This window comes from Lentzea kentuckyensis, assembly GCF_002150765.1.
Taxonomy (GTDB): domain Bacteria; phylum Actinomycetota; class Actinomycetes; order Mycobacteriales; family Pseudonocardiaceae; genus Lentzea; species Lentzea kentuckyensis.
In genome coordinates this window covers 56,455-78,706 of record NZ_MUYM01000071.1, presented here as the reverse complement: position 1 = coordinate 78,706, position 22,252 = coordinate 56,455, and the positions used below count along the sequence as shown (strand labels likewise).

At 70.1% G+C, this 22,252-nt stretch carries 21 protein-coding genes; 14 read left to right on the top strand and 7 right to left on the bottom strand.

Features of this window, described 5'->3' with window-relative positions:
• Window positions 1–35: 35 nt before the first annotated feature.
• On the bottom strand, window positions 36–827 hold the full coding sequence (locus B0F77_RS30885) for a helix-turn-helix domain-containing protein (RefSeq protein ID WP_086666530.1): 792 nt from the start codon (window positions 825–827) through the stop codon (window positions 36–38).
• 85 nt (window positions 828–912) lie between these two features.
• On the opposite strand from B0F77_RS30885, the gene B0F77_RS30880 reads away from it, so the two are divergent.
• Complete coding sequence (locus tag B0F77_RS30880; RefSeq protein WP_086666514.1) at window positions 913–1,776, top strand: NAD(P)H-binding protein; 864 nt, start codon at window positions 913–915, stop codon at window positions 1,774–1,776.
• A 16-nt stretch (window positions 1,777–1,792) separates the two neighbouring features.
• Here B0F77_RS30880 and B0F77_RS30875 read toward each other — a convergent pair whose 3' ends face one another.
• Window positions 1,793–2,287, bottom strand: coding sequence for a VOC family protein (locus B0F77_RS30875; protein WP_086666513.1), 495 nt, complete (start codon window positions 2,285–2,287; stop codon window positions 1,793–1,795).
• A gap of 24 nt (window positions 2,288–2,311) precedes the next feature.
• Here B0F77_RS30875 and B0F77_RS30870 point away from each other — a divergent pair, with 24 nt between their 5' ends.
• Complete coding sequence (locus tag B0F77_RS30870; RefSeq protein ID WP_086666512.1) at window positions 2,312–3,889, top strand: alkaline phosphatase D family protein; 1,578 nt, start codon at window positions 2,312–2,314, stop codon at window positions 3,887–3,889.
• Here the strand turns inward: B0F77_RS30870 and B0F77_RS30865 are convergent.
• Together B0F77_RS30865 and B0F77_RS30860 are read right to left on the bottom strand one after the other, a co-directional pair.
• Window positions 3,866–4,612: a maleylpyruvate isomerase N-terminal domain-containing protein gene (locus tag B0F77_RS30865; protein WP_245848852.1), complete on the bottom strand. Its 747-nt coding sequence runs from the start codon at window positions 4,610–4,612 to the stop codon at window positions 3,866–3,868. The genes B0F77_RS30870 and B0F77_RS30865 overlap by 24 nt on opposite strands.
• Window positions 4,609–5,028, bottom strand: coding sequence for an SAV_6107 family HEPN domain-containing protein (locus tag B0F77_RS30860; RefSeq protein WP_086666528.1), 420 nt, complete (start codon window positions 5,026–5,028; stop codon window positions 4,609–4,611). The genes B0F77_RS30865 and B0F77_RS30860 overlap by 4 nt, the downstream gene beginning before the upstream one ends.
• A 203-nt stretch (window positions 5,029–5,231) precedes the next feature.
• Here B0F77_RS30860 and B0F77_RS30855 point away from each other — a divergent pair, with 203 nt between their 5' ends.
• The 4 genes from B0F77_RS30855 to B0F77_RS30840 all read left to right on the top strand — a co-directional run bounded on the left by B0F77_RS30855 (window position 5,232) and on the right by B0F77_RS30840 (window position 8,009).
• A complete protein-coding gene (locus B0F77_RS30855; RefSeq protein WP_086666511.1) occupies window positions 5,232–5,720 on the top strand; it encodes a YbaK/EbsC family protein in 489 nt (162 codons plus the stop codon).
• Window positions 5,717–6,280, top strand: a complete 564-nt coding sequence (locus tag B0F77_RS30850) for a GNAT family N-acetyltransferase (protein WP_245848850.1) — start codon at window positions 5,717–5,719, stop codon at window positions 6,278–6,280. The genes B0F77_RS30855 and B0F77_RS30850 overlap by 4 nt, the downstream gene beginning before the upstream one ends.
• A gap of 95 nt (window positions 6,281–6,375) precedes the next feature.
• Window positions 6,376–7,005 carry a GntR family transcriptional regulator gene (locus B0F77_RS30845; protein ID WP_086666510.1) on the top strand — a complete coding sequence of 210 codons (630 nt, stop codon included), beginning with the start codon at window positions 6,376–6,378 and terminating at the stop codon, window positions 7,003–7,005.
• Window positions 7,002–8,009 (top strand): 1-aminocyclopropane-1-carboxylate deaminase, encoded by a 1,008-nt coding sequence (locus B0F77_RS30840; protein ID WP_086666509.1) that lies wholly within the window; start codon window positions 7,002–7,004, stop codon window positions 8,007–8,009. The genes B0F77_RS30845 and B0F77_RS30840 overlap by 4 nt, the downstream gene beginning before the upstream one ends.
• On the opposite strand, the gene B0F77_RS30835 is transcribed toward B0F77_RS30840, so the two are convergent.
• Both B0F77_RS30835 and B0F77_RS30830 read right to left on the bottom strand, forming a co-directional pair.
• Window positions 7,964–9,172: an FAD-dependent monooxygenase gene (locus tag B0F77_RS30835; RefSeq protein WP_086666508.1), complete on the bottom strand. Its 1,209-nt coding sequence runs from the start codon at window positions 9,170–9,172 to the stop codon at window positions 7,964–7,966. The genes B0F77_RS30840 and B0F77_RS30835 overlap by 46 nt on opposite strands.
• An 82-nt stretch (window positions 9,173–9,254) precedes the next feature.
• Window positions 9,255–13,799 (bottom strand): ATP-dependent helicase, encoded by a 4,545-nt coding sequence (locus B0F77_RS30830; RefSeq protein ID WP_169731005.1) that lies wholly within the window; start codon window positions 13,797–13,799, stop codon window positions 9,255–9,257.
• Window positions 13,800–13,908: 109 nt separating this feature from the next.
• Here B0F77_RS30830 and B0F77_RS30825 point away from each other — a divergent pair, with 109 nt between their 5' ends.
• The 7 genes from B0F77_RS30825 (at window position 13,909) to B0F77_RS30795 (ending at window position 20,413) form a co-directional block, all read left to right on the top strand.
• Window positions 13,909–15,753, top strand: coding sequence for an Hsp70 family protein (locus B0F77_RS30825; RefSeq protein ID WP_086666507.1), 1,845 nt, complete (start codon window positions 13,909–13,911; stop codon window positions 15,751–15,753).
• A 53-nt stretch (window positions 15,754–15,806) separates the two neighbouring features.
• On the top strand, window positions 15,807–17,060 hold the full coding sequence (locus tag B0F77_RS30820; protein ID WP_086666506.1) for an MFS transporter: 1,254 nt from the start codon (window positions 15,807–15,809) through the stop codon (window positions 17,058–17,060).
• A gap of 9 nt (window positions 17,061–17,069) precedes the next feature.
• Window positions 17,070–17,264: a DUF3046 domain-containing protein gene (locus tag B0F77_RS30815; RefSeq protein ID WP_169731004.1), complete on the top strand. Its 195-nt coding sequence runs from the start codon at window positions 17,070–17,072 to the stop codon at window positions 17,262–17,264.
• Window positions 17,265–17,409: 145 nt separating this feature from the next.
• Window positions 17,410–18,456, top strand: a complete 1,047-nt coding sequence (gene recA / locus B0F77_RS30810) for a recombinase RecA (protein ID WP_086666505.1) — start codon at window positions 17,410–17,412, stop codon at window positions 18,454–18,456.
• Between the two features lie 11 nt (window positions 18,457–18,467).
• Entirely contained in the window at window positions 18,468–18,977 is a 510-nt protein-coding gene (locus B0F77_RS30805) for a regulatory protein RecX (RefSeq protein WP_086666504.1), read from the top strand.
• Between the two features lie 50 nt (window positions 18,978–19,027).
• Window positions 19,028–19,480, top strand: coding sequence for a MarR family winged helix-turn-helix transcriptional regulator (locus B0F77_RS30800; RefSeq protein WP_086666503.1), 453 nt, complete (start codon window positions 19,028–19,030; stop codon window positions 19,478–19,480).
• 132 nt (window positions 19,481–19,612) lie between these two features.
• Window positions 19,613–20,413: an alpha/beta fold hydrolase gene (locus B0F77_RS30795; RefSeq protein ID WP_086666502.1), complete on the top strand. Its 801-nt coding sequence runs from the start codon at window positions 19,613–19,615 to the stop codon at window positions 20,411–20,413.
• Between the two features lie 60 nt (window positions 20,414–20,473).
• Here B0F77_RS30795 and B0F77_RS30790 read toward each other — a convergent pair whose 3' ends face one another.
• Window positions 20,474–21,277 (bottom strand): S1 family peptidase, encoded by an 804-nt coding sequence (locus B0F77_RS30790; protein WP_086666501.1) that lies wholly within the window; start codon window positions 21,275–21,277, stop codon window positions 20,474–20,476.
• Window positions 21,278–21,463: 186 nt separating this feature from the next.
• Between B0F77_RS30790 and B0F77_RS30785 the strand changes: the two genes are divergently transcribed.
• Window positions 21,464–22,228 carry a hypothetical protein gene (locus B0F77_RS30785; protein WP_086666500.1) on the top strand — a complete coding sequence of 255 codons (765 nt, stop codon included), beginning with the start codon at window positions 21,464–21,466 and terminating at the stop codon, window positions 22,226–22,228.
• Window positions 22,229–22,252 lie beyond the last annotated feature (24 nt).

Genomic DNA, 22,252 nt, shown 5'->3' with positions numbered 1-22,252 from the left:
CGCAAACGTCTTTTGCATAACTGATATATGGGATATCAGTTGACGGGCGCGTGGCACGGCGTGGCGGTGGGCAGTTCGCCTCGGCTGAACGCGGCGGGAGGGACGCCCATGAGCCGGCGGAACTCGCCGGTCAGATGCGACTGGTCGTAGTAGCCGGCAGCGGCCGCGAGATCGGCCCACGGCCGGACTCGGGCGTGGGCGAGCACGGTTCGCACCCGATCGATCCGGGCGAAGTGCTTGGGTGACAGGCCGACGCCGTTGGCGAAGAGGTTGCGCAGGTGGCGTTCGCTGATGTGCAGCCGGCGCGCGGCCGCGGCCACCCCTCCTGGGCCGGGATCGGCGGCCAGCAACGCGGTCGCCGCGCGCACGAGCTCGTCTCGCCGCGGGTCACCGTGTGCACCGGCCGCGGGACCGTGGACGAGAAGCCGGGCGAACAACTCACCGGCCGCACCGGGGGTGAGGCCGGCCAGCTCGCCGGCCATGCGGTCGGCGGGCTCACCCCAGAACGTCCTGAGGGGCACGATCCGGTCGACGAGTTCGTGGGCGGGACGGCCGAGAAGGCTCCGGGTCTGGCCGGTGTGGAGCCTGGCCTTGACGCACCACGGCCCCGGCTGGCCCACGTGGTACCGGCCGCGGGTGCGCGGTCCCATGACCACGAGCTCGCTGCGATGCCCAGGCGCCGCGCGCAGCACCAACGTGGTGGCGTGGTCCGGTTCGTCGAGCATCGTCCGCCCGCGGCCATGATCGTTGACCGTCGCGACGCTGATCTCGGAGATCCTCGCTCGTAGGCCCGCGGGGACCTCGACGGCGTGCTGATCCACACCCATGGCGCCACAGTAGGCGTGCGTCGCGGCGCAGTACGTGCCGAAACTTCCAAGCCGCGGGGACGGCCGCCGTGACAGCGTCGCCGGCATGATCCTGATCACCGGTGCCACCGGCACCATCGGAAGCCACCTTCTGCGCCAGCTGACCTCCCGCGGCGAGGCAGTCCGGGCCATGACCCGCGACCCCGCCGCCGTGCGGGCCGAACCCGGAGTCGAACTCGTCCAGGCGGACTTCGACGATCCGGCCTCGCTGGCCGTGGCGGTGGCCGGCGTGCGGGCGGTGTTCCTGCTCACCGCGCCCGCCTCACCCACCCCGCGACACGACCTCGCCATGCTGGAAGCAGCCAGGTCAGCGGGAGTGACCACGGTCGTGAAGCTGTCCGCGATCGGCACCGGTGAGACGATCGGCGACAACCGGACGGTCGGCGCCTGGCATCTGGAGGCCGAGCAGGCCGTGCGGTCCAGCGGCATGGCCTGGACGGTGCTGCGCCCCTCCAGCTTCGCCTCGAACGTCCTGCGGTTCGCACCCACGATCAACGCCGGGCATCCCGTCCCCAACATGACCGGCACCGCCACCCAGGGCGTCATCGACCCGCGCGATGTGGCCGCCGTCGCCGCCGAAGCATTTACCACGCCAGGCCACAACGGACGGACCTACACTCTGACCGGTCCGGAACTGCTCAGCGTCCCCCAGCAGACCGCCATCCTGGAATCCGTGCTGGATCGCCCGGTCACCACGGTCGACCTGCCGCTCGACATCGCCCGTGAGCAGATGCTGCGGCACGGCACCGACCAGGCGGCCGTGGACGCCGCCATCACCGGAATGGCCTGGGCCCGAGCCGGGCACAACGCCATCCTGGCCGACGACGTGCACCTGATCCTGGGGCGACCGGCCACCGCCTTCGCCACCTGGGTTCGCGACCACCAGGACGCGTTCCGGCCAACGCCGTGAGCGCCACACCTGTGCGTCAGCGAGGATCGGCCCACCGCACGCGCACGCGGTTCGTGATCGGCTCGGCGTCGTCGGTCCGCACGAACTCCAGCCAAGGTCCGGGCTCCGGCCGCACCGAGGCGAAACCGTCGCCGCTGCGCACCACCGGGTGTCCGGTGGCCTGAGCCGACGCGAGCGGATCCGGGGAGTCGACGACCACCGCGGCGATCACCCCGGGGTATTCGGGGCGCGGCTCCAGGACGCAGAACTCGTTGCCCTGCGGATCCCGCAGCACCACCCACGGCACGTCGCGCTGGCCGACGTCGGCGTGTTCGGCGCCGAGTTTCAGGGCCCGCGCCACGATGTCCGCCTGGTGTTCGAGCGACGACGAGGCCAGGTCGATGTGCACCCGGTTCTTCTCGACCTTCGGGGCGTCGCTCCACACGAACGTCAACTCGAGCTCGTCGCCGGCGAACTCGGACCAGAACGCGGCCAGGGCGGGAGGATCGGCGGCCTCGAACGTGATTTCCACTCGTGCGAGGGTACTGTCTCGCGGGTGGCGAAGCTGGTGCTCGGACCGCTCCTCAGGCATGTCAACGAAACGTCCGCGACGGTGTGGGTCGAGACGGACGAGTCCTGCGACGTCACGATCGCCGGGCACACCGCGCGCACGTTCCAGGCCGGCAGCCAGCACTTCGCCCTCGTCAGACTGGAAAACCTGGGCCCGCGCACGGAATACGACGTCCGGCTGAACAAGAACGTCGTCTGGCCGGAGCCGGACAGCGAGTTCCCCAAGCCGGTCATCCGCACCGGCGAGGTTCGCAGGATCGCCTTCGGGTCGTGCCGCGCCGCACCGAACCAGCCGGTCGGCCCCGACGCCCTCGACGCCTTCGCGCAACGGCTGATGAGCGCTCCCGAACAGGAGTGGCCGCAGGCGCTGATCCTGTTGGGAGACCAGGTCTACGCCGACGAACCCACCGACGCCACCAAGCAGTGGCTGCGCGACCACCGGCACGGCACGCATGAACCCGACGGCGAAGTCGTGCACTTCTCCGAGTACGCCCGCCTCTACCACGAGACCTGGGGCGACCCGGAGATCCGCTGGCTGCTGTCGGTCGTCCCGACCTCGATGATCTTCGACGACCACGACGTGCGCGACGACTGGAACACCTCCGCGGTGTGGCGTGAGGAGATGGCGGGCAAACCCTGGTGGCGCGACCGGATTCGCGGCGCCATCGCCTCCTACTGGGTGTACCAGCACCTCGGCAACCTCGGCCCGGACGAGCTCGCCAGGGATCCCTTGTACGCCAAGGTGAAGGCGCAGGGCACGGACGTCCTGCCGTTGCTGGAGGAGTTCGCCGAGGAGGCGGACAAGGAGGTCGAGGGCCGCAAGTCCACGTGGTGGAGCTACCGCCGCGACTTCGGCCGCGCCCGGCTGCTGATGGTCGACACGCGTTGTGGCCGCATCCTCACCGCCGACAAGCGGCAGATGGTCAGCGACGAGGAGTTCGAGTGGATCGAACGCAACTCGGAAGGGGACTTCGACCACCTGCTGATCGGCTCGTCACTGCCGTGGCTGATGCCGCACGCGCTCAGCCATCTCCAGTCCCTCAACGAGATCGGCGCGCGCAAGCCAGGCTGGCAGGGCAAAGCCGCCGAGGCGATCCGGCAGGTGGCCGACCTCGAACACTGGCCGGCGTTCCGCGCGTCGTTCGACCGGCTCAGCCGGATGATCGAGAAGGCCGCGAACAACGGCTCCGCGACGATCTGCGTGCTGTCCGGCGACGTCCACCACAGCTACGTCGCCGAAGCCGAGTTCCCCACGCCGACGAAGGCCACGGTCGCTCAGCTCGTGTGTTCGCCGGTGCACAACGAACCGCCGAAGGTGTTCGAGCCCGCCTTCCGGCTGTCGTGGTCCCGCCCCGCGGCATGGGTGTTCCGCCGGCTCGCGACGCTCGCGGGTGTGCCAGAGGACCTGATGCGCTGGCGCAAGACCAGTGGCCCGCACTTCGGGAACTCCGTGGCACTGCTGGACTTCGACGGCCGCCGTGCCCGCTACCGGTTGTTCTCGGCAGCGGGCCCAGGAAAAGTCACCGAGACGGCGTCGGTGTCACTTGGTCGCGAGCCGCAGTAGCGCCCACAGCTGTGCGATCGCGTCGTGGTCGCCGATCACCTGGACCATCCGGTCGGGCAGCCGTCCCCACAGCCAGCGGTACATCGTCATGGGGCTCGCCGACACCTGCGCGTCGGCGACGTGGGCGTCCTCCGGGTCGACCACCCGCCATGCCGACGAGCCGTGCGGACCGCAACGCGTGAGCCACACGTGGTCCCCGACCTTGATGGCGACCAGGCTGTCGCGCGACCCCCGCACCCCGAGCACGTCCAGCTTGTGCCCCAGCCACAACGTGAGCACCTCGTCGACACCGTCGATCGCGACCTCGTCGGTGACGGCGCCGACCTCCATGCCCGCGGCGCCCTGGACATCCATGCGGTGCAACGTGGTCTCGTGTGCGAGCCGGCGCCGCCAGAACCCGTAGTTCTGCCGATCCGGCCACCACGTCGCGCACGGTTCGTCTTCTTCGTGCGCGCCGAGTTCAGTGAGCACGGCCTCCGCACCCGAGCGCATGAACTCCAACGGATCTTCGCCTTGCGCGGGATGGTCCTGCCACTCCCCGTCCTGGGGTTCACGGCCGAGCCTGATCCACTCCAGCGCGCTGCGATAGCCGCTGCCGACGTGCCGCACGGTCTCCCCGAGATTGAGTCCCGGGCAGGCGGGCACGCCCTTGTGCGGTGGCTGGCCGATGGCGGACATCGCGAGCAGTTCGGCCTCACGCCGCAGGATGTCGAGCGAGTTCACCGCCTCGCCTCACTCATCACGCGGTCGACGAGCGTCACGAACTGACCGGTCTGGCGCACCAGGTCGTCGGCCGTGCGCGCGTTGACGTTCCGGGTGATGCCCGCGAGCACGGCGGCCCTCGTGGACGACCACGACGCGAAGAAAGTGGCCCACTCACTCATTTCCGGCGCTATCGCGGCGAGCAGCACCCACGCGCTGGTCGGCCGCGAACGCCCGCGATGGGGCCGTCCACGTAAGGCGAGTACCGCGGCGGCAGCACGCAGCGCGGCGAGATAGGCGGTCGCGAACCGTTCGGACGGCTCTGGTGTGCGTTCGGATTCGGCGAGCGCGTCGCGAGCCTGCTGCAGCAGCGCGAGCGCGGACGCGGGTGGCAACGGGATGGGGAAGGCTGCCGGATTCGAAATCTCAGCTGTCATCTCGGCCTCCTCGTGGCGTCGGTGAACGACGTCACCGCCGAGGGGAAGCCGGCGGCTCTCGGAGGTGGGGTGCTTCCCCCACCCCACCTCCGAGGCATGGTGCGACTCGAACACATGTTCGAGTCCTGCTCAGCGTAGCTCCCGGCCGATGGATTCCTCAACCCGCCCCACCACGTGGGCGCGAGTCGTGGTCTGATGGTGATGTGAGTGCGCTCGAACACCCCGGAATCCGCAGGGTCGCGGACGCCCTGCCGCCCGCGACCGCCGAACGCATCGTCGTGCTGCCGGACGCGGTCCGGACCGCGGCTGCCGCGGCGGAGGCGGTGGGCGTGCAGGTCGGTGCGATCGCGAACAGCCTGCTGTTCGCCGCGGTGCGCGACGGCGTGGCGGCCCCGCTGCTGGTGCTGACCTCGGGGGCGCACCGGGCGGACACGTCGATGATCGCCGAACTGGTGGGTGCGGACGCGGTCAAGCGCGCTGACCCGGAGTTCGTGCGCGAGCACACGGGCCAGGTGATCGGCGGTGTCTCGCCGGTCGGGCACCCCAGGTCGATCGAGACCGTGGTGGACAGGGCGTTGTCCGGTTACGAGGAGATCTGGGCGGCGGCGGGACATCCGCACGCCGTCTACCCCACGACCTTCGCGGATCTGGTCGCACTGACGGGCGGGCGTGTGGCGGTGGTGGCGCCGTGACGGCGTCGCCGCGCCTGGAGCGCATCGTCGAGATGACCGCCTCCGAGCTGAACATGCGGCTGGGCGAGGCGCTCGCGCTGTACGTGACCGCGATGAACTACCCGCCCGGCACCGTCGAGCAGCGCGCCCCGATGTGGCTCGCGCACATGATGCGCGAGGACTGGCGTTGCGTCGTCGCGCTGGGGGAGCAGGACGAACTCGTCGGCATCGGCTACGGCTACCGCGGTGCGGGCGGTCAGTGGTGGCACGAACAGGTGCGGCGCGGGCTGATGGCCGTCTCGCCGCTCGCCGTCGTCGACGAGTGGCTCACCGACTACTTCGAGCTGACCGAACTGCACGTGCTGCCGCGCGCCCAGGGGCGTGGCCTCGGCGAGGACCTGTTGCGCCGGCTGCTGGAGAGTGTGCCGTCCTCCCGCGTGCTGCTGTCGACGCCCGAGGGGCCGAGCAAGGCGTGGAAGCTCTACCGCCGCGTCGGCTTCGTCGACGTGCTGCGGCACTACCAGTTCACCGGTGACCCGCGCCCGTTCGCGGTGCTCGGACGCGTCCTGCCGCTCGCCTAGCCCACCCCCGAAAGCCACCCACAGGCCCCCGAGTCGCGACGCGGCTCGGGGGCTTGCTGTTGCGATCACCTGGGTCCAGCCCTACGCTCACCAATATGCAATATATTGGATATGGGTCACTGAAGGAGCGGGCGGCGGCCGAGATCCGATCGGCGATCGTGCGCGGTGACCTCGAACCGGGCACGGCCATCAAGGACGTCGAACTGGCGGAGAAGCTCGGCCTGTCCCGCACGCCGGTGCGCGAGGCGCTCGCCACGCTGACCGACGAGGGTCTCGTCGAGACCAAGCCGCACGCGTACACCCGCGTCACCGCGCTGGAAGCGGAGCCGGTGCGCGACGCTCTCGTTGTCGTGCAGGCGATGCACGCCCTCGCCATCGGCTTGGCGGTGCCGAAGATGACGGCCGAGGACATCACCGCGATGCGCACCGCGAACAAGGCCTTCAAGAAGGCGCTCGACGCCGACGACGCCGTCGCCGCGCTGGCCGCCGACGACGAGTTCCACGCGGTGGCGGTCCACTGCTGCGGCAACTTCGCGATCGCCGCGACGATCGACCGCTTCACCCCGCTGGTGCGCAGGGTCGAGCACAGCCGGTTCTCCTCACCGAACGCCCGGCATTCCGTCACCCAGCACCAGCAGATCATCGAGGCGTGCGAACAGGGTGACTACTCGCTGGCCACGACCTTGGTGGACCAGAACTGGAGCACCCTGCAGGAGGAACTGTGAACAGGTACCCGCTCCTCTTCGGACCCTCGCCGGTCCACCGCCTGGACCGCCTGACGGCCCACCTCGGCGGCGCGGCGGTCTGGGCGAAGCGCGAGGACTGCAACTCCGGCCTCGCCTACGGCGGCAACAAGACCCGCAAGCTCGAGTACCTCGTCGCCGACGCGCTGGCCACCGGCTGCGACACGCTCGTGTCGATCGGCGGCATCCAGTCCAACCACACCCGCCAGGTCGCGGCCGCCGCGGCGCGCGCGGGCCTGAAAGCCGTGCTGGTGCAGGAGAGCTGGGTCGACTGGGCCGACGTGGGCAGCGACCGGGTGGGCAACATCCTGCTCAGCCGCATGATGGGAGCCGACGTCCGCCTGGTGGACGCCGAGTTCGGCATCGGCGTGAAACCCGCCTGGGAACAGGCGATCGAGGACGTCCGCGCCTCCGGCGGCAAGCCCTACCCGATCCCGGCCGGCGCCTCCGACCACCCGCTGGGCGGCATGGGCTTCGCGAACTGGGCCGACGAGGTCCGCCTGCAGGAAGCCCAGCTCGGCGTCTTCTTCGACACCGTCATCGTCTGCTCGGTCACCGGCAGCACCCAGGCCGGCATGGTCGCCGGGTTCGCGAACGACCCCAACCGCCGCGTGCTCGGCATCGACGCGTCGGCCAAACCGGCCGAGACCCTCGACCAGATCACCCGCATCGCGCACAACACCGCCAAGCTCCGCGAGGTCGAGGTGTCCGAAGAGGACATCCTCCTCGACGACCGCTTCCACGCCGGCACCTACGGCATCGCCGACGAGTCCACTGTGGACGCCATGCGCCTGGGCGCGAGCCTCGAAGGCATGATCACCGACCCGGTCTACGAGGGGAAGTCCCTGGCAGGCCTCATCCACCTGGTGTCCTCTGGCGAGATCGGCCGCGACTCCACCGTCCTCTACGCCCACCTCGGCGGCCAGCCGGCGCTGAACGCCTACAGTTCGCTGTTCCCGCCCCCGGAGTCCGGCAGGCCGGCGTAGTCGGGTAGTTCGACACCGTTGAGCGCGCGGTCGACCAACGCCATGAGCGCGTCCATGTCGGGCTCCGGGCCCGGCTCGGCGTCCGGCCGGGGGACGGCGCGGCTCTGCGCGTGCAGCCGGCCGATCTCCTGGTTGGCCTCGACGAACGAGCGCATCCGCGTCTCGTAGGCGGCGAACCCGGCCACGGGGTCCCACCCGGCGGCGGCCAGTTCTCCGGCCAGCAGGTAGGCACCGACCAGGGCCAGTCCGGTGCCCTGCCCGGACATCGGCGACGAGCTGAACGCCGCGTCGCCGATCAGTCCGACCCGGCCGTCCGACCAGCGGTCCATCACCACCTGGGCGACCTGGTCGAGGTAGAAGTCCGGGGTGTCGTCCAGGTGCGCGAGGATGCGCGGGGTCAGCCAGCCCAGGCCGGCCATCTGCTCGCGCAGCAGCCGCTGCTGGCCCTCGACGTCGCGGTGGTCGACGTCGAAGCCGGCCGCGGGGAAGGCGAACATGGCCATCGCCCTGGTGGCGTCCTGGATGGGCCGCAGGGCGGCGGAGCGCGCGGTCTCCTTGTCCTGGTACTCGATGAACCAGCGGTCCAGCCCGAACTCGTTGGGCACGCTGTAGAAGGCCAGCACGAGCCCGAGGTGGCGGATGAACCGCTCGCGCGGCCCGAACACCATCGCGCGCAGCGCCGAGTGCAGCCCGTCGGCCCCGATCACCAGGTCGAAGCGCCGCCGGTCGCCGCCCGCGAAGGTCACGTCGACCCCGTCGGCGTCCTGGGTGAGCTCGGCGATCCGGTCGCCGAAGAGGTACTCGACACCGTCGCGGGTGTCGTCGTAGAGCACCTGGGACAGGTCTCCGCGCAGGATCTCGATGTCCGCGATGAACCCGTCGCCACCGTCGTCGTCGGCGCGGTAGGTCTCCAGCACGGTCCCGTCGACGTCCACGGTGTAGGCCCCGGCGGTCTCGGTGCGGGCCGCGCGCACCGCAGCGTCCAGCCCCATCCGCCGGATGACCTCCTTGGTCACCCCGCGCGCGTCCACCGCCTGACCGCCGGGGCGCAACCCGGGAGCCCGCTCGACCACGGTCACCTCGGCTCCCCGCCGGCGCAACCAGTGGGCCAGCGCGGGTCCCGCGATGCTCGCCCCGGCCACCAACACCCTGCTACCGCTCACCGCGGCCCCCAATCCCCCATGTGAATGACTGTCCGAAGCGTACGGAGAACCACCGCCCCTCGACGGTGATTCCGGCAGCGGCTCACGCTCTCAAGCGCAGGCCCTTCGGTGTGGCGCGGAAACCCGCCTCCTGCAGCACTGTCGCGAGGTGCGAGGTCAGCGCGACCTCACCGTCGGCTCGCTGGACCGCCAGCTGGCCCAGCCAGCCGTCGCGGACCGCCCGGCTCAGGGCGTTCGCGGCGGTGCGCAGGGTCGGGTCGTCGTCGGTGAACGACAGCAGCGACTTGCCGCCCCGCTCGACGTACAGCGCCGGGGTGCCGTCGACCAGCACCGCCAGCGCGCCGGCCTTGCGGGCCGGCCGGTGTTTGCCCTCTCCCAACGGATCCGGCCACGCCAACGCGGCGCCGTAGGGCTGGGCGGGGTCGGCCGCGGCGAGAACCACGGCATCCTGGCCGGCCTGCGACGGCTGACCAGGTGGGCGCGACAACGCCCGCAGCCGGTCCACCGCACCCCGCGCCGCGAACTGGGCGGCGCCCAGCCCCTCGACGACGTAGCCGCGGATGACCTGCCCCGACTCCTCCATCGCCCGCAGCACCTTGTAGACGCCGCTGAACCCACCGGTCACACGTTCGGTGTCCAACGCGCCGCGGGTCAGCACGCCGTGGCGTTCCAGGAAAGCCTCGGCACGGGCGTGCGCCCGGCGGGTCGGGTCCTCCGCCGGTGTCACGGCCAGCGACCACCGGCCCGCGGCTGTCGGCGGACCCGTGCGCGAAGGCAGGTCTGGACGAGCGGCCCGCAGCCGGGCATAACGACCCCGCGGAGCACTCCGGCGAGGCTTGTGGGCCGCGCCGCCACCGGACACCAGCGCGCGCAGCGGTGACAGCGTGTCGTTGGTGATCAGGCCCGCCCACACCAGATCCCACAGCGTGCCGACGACTTCGGCGTCCGTGCACGGCACGGACTGCGAGGCCCGGTCGACCACCTGACGGAAGAACAAAGCGCCGCCCGACAGCGCTTCCAGGACCGCGGTGTGCAGCGGTGACTCCGGGATCGACTCCGGCACCAGGTCCGGCAGCAGCAGGTCGGCCACGTCGGTCGGTGCCAACGCGATCCAGCCGTCGCCGCCGGCCAGCGCGCCACAACCCGTCCAGGTCACCTCGCCGGACGCGGTCAGCTCGTCCAGCAGCGCCGGGTAGTACCCCGGCAGGCGAGAAGGGAGCAGCAGTGACTCCAGCGCACTCGCGGGAAGCGGTGCTCCCGCGAGCTGTTCCACCACCGAGAACACGTCGTCGACCGTGGGCGCCGAACGCAGCCGGCGACCCAGTCCGTGCCACGACGGCAGGAACCGGCCCAGCGCCGCGGGTTCGACCGGTTCCACCTCGGAACGCAGCCGGGCCAGCGAGGCCCGGCGCAGGCGCCGCAGCACGTCCGCGTCGCAGTACTCGGTGTGCGTGCCACCGGGCCGGAGCTCGCCGCGGACCAGGCGGCCGGTGGCGGCCATCCGTTCCAGGACCCCGGTCACCACGGCCACGCCCAGCCCGAACCGGGCGGCGGGTTCGGAAGCGGCGAACGGACCGTGCGTGCGGGCGTAGCGGCTCAGCAGCTCGCCCAGCGGATCCGCCACCGGTTCGGTGAAGGCCTCCGGAACGCCGACGGGCAGGGCGACCCCGAGCGCGTCGCGGACCCGGCCCGCGTCCTCGATCGAGATCGAGCGTTCCTCACCGGCGATCCGGACGCGGATCACCCGGCGCTGGGCCACCAGCTCGTCCAGCCACTCGCGGGGCACACCGCGTTCGAGCGCCTCCGCGTCGGAGAGATCTCCCAAGAACCGCAACAGGTCCGCGGTGTCCTCGGCGTGCCGCGGCCGGCGGTCCTCCGTGAGGCGCTGCAGGCCGCGTTCGACCTCGGCCACGACCTCGGGGTCGAGCAGCTCGCGGATCGCCTCCGAACCGAGCAGTTCGGCCAGCAGCGTCGAGTCCAGGGACAGCGCCGCCGCACGGCGTTCCGCCAGAGGAGCGTCCAGCTCGTAGAGGAACATGCCCACGTACCCGAACAGCAGGCTGCGGGCGAACGGCGACGGCGACTGGGTCTCGACCTCGACCACGCGCACCCGGCGCGCGCGGACGTCCGACATCAGCTCGCGCAGGCCCGGCACGTCGTAGACGTCCTGCAGGCACTCGCGCATCGCCTCCAGGACCACCGGGAAGCGTTCGTACTTCGCGGCCACCGACAGCAGCTGGGCCGAGCGCTGACGCTGCTGCCACAACGGTGTGCGCCGCTTCGGATCACGGCGGGGGAGCAGCAGCGAACGGGCCGCGCACTCGCGGAACCGCGCCGCGAACAACGCCGAGCCGCCCACCTCCGCGACCACGATCTGCTCGACCTCGTCCGGATCCAGCAGCACGTCCTCCGCGCTCGCCGTCACCTCCATGCCCTCGCTGTCGAGCGCGTCGGGCAGCCGCAGCACGATGCCGTCGTCGGAGTGCGCCGCCTGCACCTCGACGCCACGGCGTTCGCGCAGCCGTGCGGCGATCGCCAACGCCCACGGCGCGTTGACCTGGGCACCGAACGGGGAGTGCACCACGAGCCGCCAGTCGCCCAGCTCGTCGCGGAACCGTTCCACCAGAACGGTTCTGTCGTTCGGGACGTGCCGCGTGGCTTCCCGCTGCTCGCCCAGGTACGCGAGCAGGTTGTCCGTCGCCCACTCGTCCAGGCCCGCGGCCACGGCCCGTTCGCGCGCGGCCGAATCCTCCATTGTGGACACTTCGCGCAGGAACTTGCCCATCGCCCTGCCGAGTTCCAGCGGACGGCCCGGCGCGTCGCCCTTCCAGAACGGCATCCGCGCGGGCTGACCCGGCGCGGGCACCACGATCACCCGGTCGTGTGTGATGTCCTCGACCCGCCACGACGACGTGCCCAGCAGGAACGTGTCGCCGACCCGCGACTCGTAGACCATCTCCTCGTCCAGCTCACCCACGCGTGAACCGGGACCGTTCTCCGACGGCGGCGTCATCACCGCGAACAACCCACGATCCGGGATCGTGCCGCCGGAGGTGACCGCCAGCCGTTGCGAACCAGGACGCCCGCGCAGCTCGGAGTTCACCCGGTCCCAGGTGATCCGCGGCCGCAGCTCACCGAACTCCTCGGACGGGTACCGCCCCGACAGCATGTCGAGCACCGCGTGCAGCGCCGAGTCCGGCAGCCCTGCGAACGGCGCCGCCCGCCGCACCAGCGCCGTCAGCTCCTCGACCGTCCACGTCTCCATCGCCACCATCGCGACGATGTGCTGCGCCAGCACGTCCAGCGGGTTGCGCGGGAACTTCACGGCCTCGATCGCGCCGTCGCGCATCCGTTCCGCCACCACCGCGCACGACACCAGGTCGCCGCGGAACTTCGGGAACATCACGCCCCGCGACACCGCGCCCACCTGGTGCCCTGCCCGGCCGACGCGCTGCAGGCCCGATGCGACCGACGGCGGCGCCTCCACCTGCACCACCAGGTCGACAGAGCCCATGTCGATGCCGAGCTCCAACGACGACGTGGCCACCACACACGGCAGCCGGCCGGACTTCAGATCCTCTTCCACGGCCGTCCGTTGCTCTCGCGACATCGAACCGTGATGCGCACGGGCCACCGACGCGGTCTTCTGCACGGTCAGGCCCGACTGGCCGATCGCCTCCGCGGGGAACGACTCGAGCTCGGTCGCTTCCTCCGCGAGCTCGTTGAGGCGCGCGGTCAGCCGTTCCGCGAGCCGACGCGAGTTCGAGAACACGATCGTCGACCGGTGTGCCCGCACCAGTTCGAGCACCCGCGCCTCGACCGACGGCCAGATGGAGGTGCGTTGCTCGGCTCCGGCGGCCGATCCGGACACCTCACCCGTCGGCTGGCCGAGCAGCGCCATGTCCTCGACCGGCACCTCCACCTCGACCTGGATGACCTTGGGGGTCTTCGGCTGCACGACCTGCACCGGCCGGCCACCGGACAGGAACGTGCTGATCTCCTCGACCGGCCGGACGGTCGCCGACAGCCCGATCCGCTGCGCCGGCCGGTCGAGCAGCGCGTCCAGCCGTTCGAGCGACAACGCCAGGTGTGCGCCGCGTTTGGTGCCGGCCACCGCGTGCACCTCGTCGACGATCACCGTCTCCACGCCGCGCAACGACTCGCGCGCCGACGACGTCAGCAGCAGGAACAACGACTCCGGGGTCGTCACCAGCACGTCCGGGGGAGTGCGCCCGAACGCCCGCCGCTCCTCGGGAGACGTGTCGCCGGTCCGCATGCCGACCGTGATCGACGGCTCCGCCAGCCCCAGCCGTTGCGAGGCCTGCCGGATACCGGTCAGCGGCGCGCGCAGATTTCGCTCGACGTCCACCGCCAGCGCCTTCAACGGCGACACGTAAAGCACGCGGCACCGCCGTTTCGGCTCCGACGGCGTTCCGGAAGAAGCCAGCCGGTCGAGCGCCCACAGGAACGCGGCCAGCGTCTTGCCCGACCCCGTCGGGGCGATGACCAGCGCGTGCTCGCCCGCCGCCGCGGCCGCCCACGCACCCGTCTGCGCCTGGGTGGGCGCGGCGAAGGCCCCGGCGAACCACTGCCTGGTCGCCGGTGAGAATGCCTTCATCACGTCCATGGCGACCATCATGACGCCGGGGTCCGACAATTTCTGATTGCGCAGGTCCGGGCACCCGCCGAAGCCCGCTGTGGCACGATCACCCGGTACGTCCTTCGAGGGGAGCACGGTGCGCGTCCTGTCCGTCGACCTGGGCACTGCCAACACGGTTGCGGTGCTGTCCGACCACGGTGTGGTGGATGTGGACGGTGGGCCCACGATGCCCTCGTCCGTCTACCTCGACGAGGACGGCACCCTGCGCGTCGGCAGAGAAGCCGAGCGGCGTTCGCGCCAGGACCCGTCGCGCTACGAGGCGAACCCGAAGCGCCACATCGACAAGGCGACGATCAAGCTCGGCGAGCAGAACCTGCCGGTCAACGACGCGCTCGCGGCCATCTACGCGCGCGTGATGGAAGCCGTCACACCGTTGCTCGGTGGCGTTCCGCTCGACGAGATCCGCCTGACGCACCCCGCCGAATGGGGCCCGAGCAGGCGCAACAAGCTGCTGTCCTCGGCCAGGCTCGCGGGCATGACCGGCGAGTTGGTGCCCGTTCCCGAGGCCATCGCGGTGGCCTCGCTCGGCGGCGGCCGCCCGCTCGCGGTCTACGACTTCGGCGCCGATACGTTCGACGTCTCCATGCTCGACTCCGAGCACCGCATCCTCGCCGACGGCAGCCTCAGCGACGTCGGCGGTCTCGACATCGACCAAGCGCTGCTCGAGCACATCGGCCGCAGCGTCTCGCACAAGGACCCGGCCGGCTGGCAGCGGCTGTTGCGGCCCGTCACCATCGACGACCACCGCGCCCGCCTCGGCCTGCGCGAGGAGCTGCGGCTCGCGAAGGAGGACCTCTCCGAGCTGCCCCAGGTCGAGGTGCTGATGCCGGAGCCGTTCGAGAAGGTCGTCGTCACGCGTGGCGAGCTGGAGGCGCTGATCCGGCCGAGCCTGATCCGCAGCGCCGAGCTCCTGATCTCCACGGTCCGCAAGGCCGGCATCACGCCCGAGCACGTCTACCTCGTCGGCGGCTCCTGCCGGATGCCGCTGGTCGCGCAGGTCATCGCGGAGAAGGTCGGCATCGTCCCGACCAACCCGGACCACCCGGAGACGATCGTCGCGTCCGGCGCGCAGGTCGTGGACCGGGCGATGATCACGCTCAAGCCCGAGGACGACAAGCCCAAGTTCGTCGAACCGCCCACGGTCGTGACCGCGCCGGTCAGCCCCGCCGTGACCGGCCCGCACCCGGTGAACCCGAACGTCAGCGGTCCGAACCCGGTGATCAGCGGGTCGTACCCCAACCCGAACGTGAGCGGGCCCTACTCCGCCAGCGGCAGCTACCCGGTCACCGGGCCCTACCCGGTGAACCCGAACGTCAGCGGCAGCTACCCGATGAACTTCCCGCAGCAGGCCCCGAAGAAGGACAACAAGAAGGTCCTGCTCGGCGTCGGCGCCCTGGTTCTCGTACTGGCCGGTGTCGCCGGCGCGGCGTTCGCGTTCTCCGGCCCCGACCTGCCCAGCGCGGACGAGTGCAAGGACGACACGGCCCAGGACGGCCAGGGCTTCACCAAATGCCTGCGCCAGCTCGCGGGCCACGTGCCGGACGGCGGCGGCTGTGAGAAGGCCGACTCCGCGCAGATCACCGGCATGGAGGAGATCAAGGGCACGGTCGTGAGCTGCACGATCCGCGACGGCTACGCGGTCCAGTACATCCTCACCGACAGCGTCACCGGCGCCGAGAACAACGCCGCCGCCATCGCGAAGTCGTTCCAGACCGACCGCGTCGAGGCCGACTGGACCGGCAACGGCCTGGAGGGCGACTACCGCGCGGCCACTTCGAGCGGCACCGGCGTGCTGGTGTTCACCGCCAAGGGCCGGCCCATGTTCGGCATCCTCACGAAGACCGCCGAGGAGAACGCGGACGAGCTCAAGCCGGACGAAATGGCGGATTTCTTCGAGAAGTCCGTGCAACCGGGTGAGTAACCGCCCCTGATGGACCTGTCGGCACCGGGTCGCCGCGTGCCACCATCGCGATCATGGTGACCGTCGCGCCGCAGGTCGAACGCGTGCAGCGCAAGGTCGTCCGCGTGCTGACCGGCACCCAGATCCTGGGGTCGGCGGCGGTGACGATCGGCCTTGCGATCAGCACGCTGATAGCCGCGTCGCTGTCCGGTTCCGACGCCGTGGGAGGGCTCGCGCAGACCGCCGCCGTCGCCGGTGCCGCGGTGCTCGCCCTGCCCGGTGCTCGTCTCGCGCAACGGCGTGGGCGTCGCCCAGCGCTGATCCTTGGCTATGGCATGGGCGCACTAGGTGCGTTGGTCGCCGCCGTCGCCGTGAGCTTCGGTTTGTGGCAGGTGTTGTTGGTAGGGCTCCTTCTGTTCGGAGGGGCGTCCAGCGCGAACTATGCGGCTCGTTATGCCGCAACGGATCTGGCGGACCCTCAACGCCGTGCGCGGGAGCTCTCGCGCGTGGTGTGGGCGGCCATGATCGGCGCGATCATCGGACCCAACCTCGCCGATCCCGCCGGACGGCTGGCGGCCTGGCTGGGCCTGCCGGTCGGGGCGGGGCCGTTCCTGCTGGCCGCCGCGGTGCTCGGGGTCGCCGTGCTGGTGATCCAGTTCGGGCTGCGGCCGGACCCGCTGGTCGTCGTGAAAAGCACTCGACCGGTTGAATCCCCGCACTGCGCCGGTGGCAGCGGATCTCCTGGCGGGCTGCGGATCTGGGGCTCGCTCGGGCCGATGGCGCGACTTGCACTCGTTGGTGTGATGTTGTGCCACACCGCGATGGTCGGGCTGATGTCGATGACGCCCGTGCACATGAACCACGCCGGGTCGTCGTTGCGCGTGGTCGGCGTGGTGATCAGCCTGCACGTCGCCGCGATGTACGCCGCGAGCCCGTTGTTCGGGTGGATGGCGGACCGGCTGGGCCGCGTGCCGGTGCTCGCGATCGGCGCGTCGCTGGTGGTGGCGGCGTCCGGGGTCGCGGGGATGGCCCCGTCGCACGACGCCCCGCAGCTCGCCGCGGGACTGGCGCTGCTCGGGTTCGGCTGGTCGGCGGGACTGGTGTCGGGGTCCGCGCTGCTGACGGAGTCCGTGCGGGTGGAGGACCGGCCGGCCGCGCAGGGGCTGTCCGATCTGGTGATGAACGTCGGCGGGGCCGTTGGTGGCGCCGTGTCGGGGATCGTCGTGACGGCCTGGTCGTACGCGGCGCTCGGGCTGATCGTCGGGTTCACCGCGCTGCCGTTGCTGATCGTGTGCCTCTTCGCATCACTGCGCAGGCCCGTTCGTTAGGGTCTGCGGGTGCGCATCACCATGTTCCGCAAACTCATGGCCGGGGAGTTCGGCCAGGTCAGGGCCGAGATGATCGCCCGCGACCACGTGCTGTCGTCACTGGGAGGGCGCACCGCCGACGAGGCGCTGGAAGCGGGGCTCGGCGCCAAGGACGTCTGGGTCGCGGTCTGCGACGCGTTCGAAATTCCTGAAAATCGGCGTTGAGCTGCCGGTTCGGAGTGTCACGTGTGCTCGAACACGTGTTCGGCTACAGTGGCCCCGACCCGGCTTCGCGAAATTGTCAGACCCCGCCAGTAGCGTCAGGTCCAACATGACGAAGCAACGGCAGACGACAAAAGGTGGACCCAAGATGGCACCCGCAGCACCCGACCGGGACAAGGCGCTCGAGCTGGCCCTGGCGCAGATCGACAAGCAGTTCGGCAAGGGCTCCGTGATGCGCCTCGGCGAGGAGGGCCGCGCCCCGATCGAGGTGATCCCGACCGGTGCGATCGCGCTGGACGTGGCGCTCGGCATCGGTGGTCTGCCGAAGGGTCGTGTCGTCGAGATCTACGGTCCGGAGTCCTCCGGTAAGACCACGGTCGCGCTGCACGCGGTCGCGAACGCGCAGCGCAACGGTGGCATCGCCGCGTTCATCGACGCGGAGCACGCGCTCGACCCGGAGTACGCGAAGAAGCTGGGCGTCGACACCGACGCGCTGCTGGTGTCGCAGCCCGACACCGGTGAGCAGGCGCTCGAGATCGCGGACATGCTGGTCCGCTCCGGCGCGCTCGACATCCTGGTCATCGACTCGGTCGCCGCCCTCGTGCCGCGCGCCGAGATCGAGGGCGAGATGGGCGACAACCACGTCGGTCTGCAGGCCCGCCTGATGAGCCAGGCGCTGCGCAAGATCACCGGTGCGCTCAGCGCGTCCAACACGACCGCGATCTTCATCAACCAGCTGCGCGAGAAGATCGGCGTGATGTTCGGCTCCCCGGAGACCACGACCGGTGGTAAGGCGCTGAAGTTCTACGCCTCCGTGCGTCTGGACGTGCGCCGCATCGAGACCCTGAAGGACGGCGGCGAGCCCGTCGGCAACCGCACCAGGGTCAAGGTCGTGAAGAACAAGGTCGCGCCGCCGTTCAAGCAGGCCGAGTTCGACATCCTCTACGGCAAGGGCATCAGCCGCGAGGGCTCGCTCATCGACATGGGCGTCGACCAGGGCATCCTGCGCAAGTCCGGTGCCTGGTACACCTACGAGGGCGACCAGCTGGGCCAGGGCAAGGAGAACGCCCGCAAGTTCCTGCTGGACAACCCGGACATCGCGAACGAGGTCGAGAAGCGCATCAAGGACAAGCTCGGCATCGGCGCCACGCTCGACGCCGACGAGTCGGCTCCCGCCGCGCCCGTCGAGTTCTGAGGTCGTGAGGTTTGGACGAGGCTGAGGAGCAGCGCAAGGCGCGGGACATCTGCTACGCGCTGCTCACCGCTCGAGCCCGATCTCGGCAAGAGCTGCACGACGCGTTGCTGCGCAAGGGAATCAGCGCCGGCGCCGCCGAGGTGGTCCTCGGCAGGTTCGACCGCGCCGGCCTGATCGACGACGCCGAGTTCGCCGAGATGTGGGTGCGCTCCCGCCACAACTACAACGGTCTGGGCCGTCGTGCCCTGGCCATGGAGCTGCGGCGCAAGGGCGTCGCCGACGAGGTGGTGGCCGAAGCGGTCGCCGCGGTCGACGGCGAGGCCGAGGAGGAGAAGGCGCGCGAGCTGGTCCGCAAACGGCTGCGCACGATGTCGGGTGTGGACGAGACAGCGAAGATCCGGCGTCTCGTGGGGGCGTTGGCGCGTAAGGGATACGCGGAAGGGCTCGCCTATCGGGTGGTGCGCGACGAACTGCGCGCGGCCGGTGACGAGGCGTCGGCGTTGGACGAGCCCTGGTCGTAGGTGCTGGCAGTAGCGTCGGTTCTGGCGCTACCGCGAGTAACCTGGCTGACGTGAGCACCACTCCCGACGCGCCGTCCAGCGAGACCCCCACGGTCTCCGACCTGCTCTGCTTCGACCTCTACACGACGTCGCGAGCGGTCACCGGCTTCTACCGCCCGATCCTGGACAAGGCGGGGATCACCTACCCGCAGTTCCTGGTGATGCTCCTGCTGTGGGAGCGGGATTCGAGGCCGATCCGGGAGCTCGTGCACGAACTCGACCTCGAGTACAGCACGCTGTCGCCGTTGATCAAGCGGCTGGAGAAGAGCGGCCTGCTGGTCCGCGTCACGCATCCCGACGACGAGCGTTCCGTGCTCGTCCAGCTCACCGACAAGGGCCGTGAGCTGCAGTGGATCGGCGCCGAGATGACCAACCAGCTCGGCCAGGCCCTCGGCATGACCGTTGAGGAGATCACCGTTCTCCGCAAGGCGTTGCGCCGCGTCAAGCACGGCGCAGAACGCTGACCGCGACGCCCGTGACCAGCGGGTGACCTGAAACACATCGCGCACGAGGTAACTCGTCAGGTAACTTACATCGTGCACGATCTAATCGAGCACGATGCACCACCAAGGTGCCTGACGAGAGATGAGAGACCGATGCGAGTTCGTAAGGTGTTCGTCGTTCTGGGAGCCCTGCTGGCCCTGGCCGCTTCCGTTCCGTCGGGTGCGGGCGCCTCGGACGATGCTGAGAAGTCCGGCGCCAAGAAGCCGACCATCGTGCTCGTGCACGGTGCGTTCGCGGACGCATCCAGCTGGAACGGTGTCGTGGAACGCCTACAGCACAAGGGATTCCGGGTAGTCGCGGTGGCGAACCCGCTGCGATCGCTCACTGGCGACGCGAACTACCTGCGCAAGGTGCTGGCCACGATCGAGGGGCCGATCATCCTCGCCGGGCACTCCTACGGCGGCATGGTCGCGTCGCAGGCCGCGCTCGGCAACCCGAACGTGAAGTCGCTCGTCTACGTCGCGGCGTTCGCGCCGGAGCAGGGTGAGAGCGCGCTCGATCTGTCGAACAAGTTCCCCGGTGGCACCCTCGGCGACACGCTGCAGACCATCGACATCGGTGACGGCAGCACGGACCTGGTGATCCAGCAGGACAAGTACTGGCAGCAGTTCGCGGCCGACGTGTCCCGCAAGGACGCGACACTGGCGGCGGCGACACAGCGGCCGGTCAACGACACCGCGCTGAACGAGAAGGCCGGCGAGCCCGCGTGGCACACCATCCCGTCGTACTTCGTGGTGGCGGGCAAGGACAAGAACATCCCGATGGCGGCGCAGAAGTGGATGGCCGAGCGTGCCCACGCCCGTGCCGTCGTCGAGGCCCCCAACGCTTCGCACTCGGTTGCCGTGTCCCAGCCGGAAACCGTGGCCGACCTGATCGTGCGCGCGGCGCGTTAATGGAAGCGGAAAGCCGGGGCGCGGCAGGGGCGCCCCGGCTTTCGTCATGCCCGCCGGTTCTCAGGGCTTGGCGACCTTGCACCCCGGCAGTGACAGGTTCAGCGTCGTGCCGGGACCGAAGCAGGCGACGAAGTCGAACGTCTGCTGGCCGTAGTTGATGCCCTTGCGGACGGTGACCTTGCCGGCGGCGTCGACCTCGCACGGGTTGTTCATCGTGCAGCGGCCGCCGCTCTCGTTGCCGGTGTTGTTGACGCCGACGACCTTGCCGCTCGCGTTGTCGATGATCGGCGAGCCCGAGGTGCCGCCGATGGTGTTGCACGAAGACGTGTAGCGCAGCGAGTCGCGCCAGGTCCAGTCGGCTTCCTTGAGCTGGTGCACGAAGCCGTCGACCTGACAGGAGTAGATCCTCTTCCAGTAGCCGGAGACGACGCGGATGTCCGTCTTGGCCACGGGATGCGTGGCCGACAGCTCCAACCCGCGGATTCCGGACTGCTGCTGGATCTGCCCGTAGGTCGAGTCGAGCTGGTAGAACGCGGCGTCGGTGCCGGTCATCGTCGCGTAGACGATCTTGGTGCTGCTCAGCGTCGCGACCGTGGTGGCGGAACCGTTGAGCAGTTCGAAGGTGCGCTTCTTCACCGTCCTGTCGACGAACACCTGGCCCGCCTTCATGAGTTCGACGCAGTGCCCGTTCGTGAGCACGAGCGCCTTGTCGGCGGAGGTCGAACTGGGCAGGCGGACCAGGGATCCGGAGCAGCCGCTGAGTTTCACGGTGCCGGTGAAGTCGACGGCGGCCTGTGCGGGTGCCGTCGTCACGCCCACGGCGGTGATCGCCGCGAGCAGGGATAGGACGAATCGTCGTGCCATGTGCAGGGTTCCTTTCAGGGATGGCATTCGCCGCCAAGCCTGTACGGATCGTAGCCAGCCCGCTACCGACGGAAGTTGGCTGACGTGCCACTCGTAACTCGATCGAGTGACGCTGAGGTCTAGGGCTAACGGGTGAAGCAGACCAATCGACGTCGTGGTCACACATCGCAACCGCCAGGAGCCGTGATGACCTATCCGACGCAGCCCGTCTACGCACCGCCTCCGGTCGCGCCGCCGAAACCCGTGAGGTTCGGTGCGCTCGCCTGGACCGCGTTGATCCTCGGGATCGTCGGTGTCGTCGGCTCGCCGATCATCATCTTCAACAACCTCACCGCGGTCGCGGCGGTCGTTGGGCTCGTGCTCGGTGTCATCGCGTTGTTCGGTACGCGCAAGGTGTTGGCGGTCATCGGCGTTGTCCTGTGCATCGCGGCGATCGTCTTCACGGTGGTGGCGCAGCAGTCCGCGGTCAAGGAGCTCGACAAGATCCTCGACGGCGGTGCCGGGCAGGGGCAGACCGGCGTCGCGGGGGAGACCCCGAAGCAGGACGCGCTCGCCGATCCGCCGACCTGGGGCGAGCGGTACACGTGGGCGAACGGCCTCTCGGTCGACGTCGCCGCGCCTGTCGCGTGCACGCCCGGCCAGTACTCGGCGCCGCCGAACATCACCCGCGCGGTGAAGTTCAAGGTCATCATCACCAACGGGACGAGCGCTGCGTTCGAGACCGCGTTGCTGTTGCTGGGCAACGACGCGCAGTACAACGGCCAGAAGGCCGAGCGGATCTTCGACACCAGCGGCGCCTGTGGCGGCACACTCGACACGGCGACAGTGTTGCCCGGCAAGACCTACACCTACGAGGTCGCGTACTCCGTCGGCGCGCAGCCGGGTGAGATGCAGCTCGTGTTCGAGCCGAGCTTCAACGCCGACAAGGCGGCGTTCGTCGGTCAGGCGTAAACCGTTCGCCAGCGGGCGCTCGAA

Excerpts from the sequence above, each read along its gene's own strand:
- B0F77_RS30885 (WP_086666530.1), bottom strand. The coding sequence starts at position 827 with ATGGGTGTGGATCAGCACGCCGTCGAGGTCCCCGCGGGCCTACGAGCG.
- B0F77_RS30880 (WP_086666514.1), top strand. The coding sequence starts at position 913 with ATGATCCTGATCACCGGTGCCACCGGCACCATCGGAAGCCACCTTCTG.
- B0F77_RS30860 (WP_086666528.1), bottom strand. The coding sequence starts at position 5,028 with ATGACAGCTGAGATTTCGAATCCGGCAGCCTTCCCCATCCCGTTGCCA.
- B0F77_RS30845 (WP_086666510.1), top strand. The coding sequence starts at position 6,376 with ATGCAATATATTGGATATGGGTCACTGAAGGAGCGGGCGGCGGCCGAG.
- B0F77_RS30830 (WP_169731005.1), bottom strand. The coding sequence starts at position 13,799 with ATGGACGTGATGAAGGCATTCTCACCGGCGACCAGGCAGTGGTTCGCC.
- B0F77_RS30820 (WP_086666506.1), top strand. The coding sequence starts at position 15,807 with ATGGTGACCGTCGCGCCGCAGGTCGAACGCGTGCAGCGCAAGGTCGTC.
- recA (WP_086666505.1), top strand. The coding sequence starts at position 17,410 with ATGGCACCCGCAGCACCCGACCGGGACAAGGCGCTCGAGCTGGCCCTG.
- B0F77_RS30795 (WP_086666502.1), top strand. The coding sequence starts at position 19,613 with ATGCGAGTTCGTAAGGTGTTCGTCGTTCTGGGAGCCCTGCTGGCCCTG.
- B0F77_RS30790 (WP_086666501.1), bottom strand. The coding sequence starts at position 21,277 with ATGGCACGACGATTCGTCCTATCCCTGCTCGCGGCGATCACCGCCGTG.
- B0F77_RS30785 (WP_086666500.1), top strand. The coding sequence starts at position 21,464 with ATGACCTATCCGACGCAGCCCGTCTACGCACCGCCTCCGGTCGCGCCG.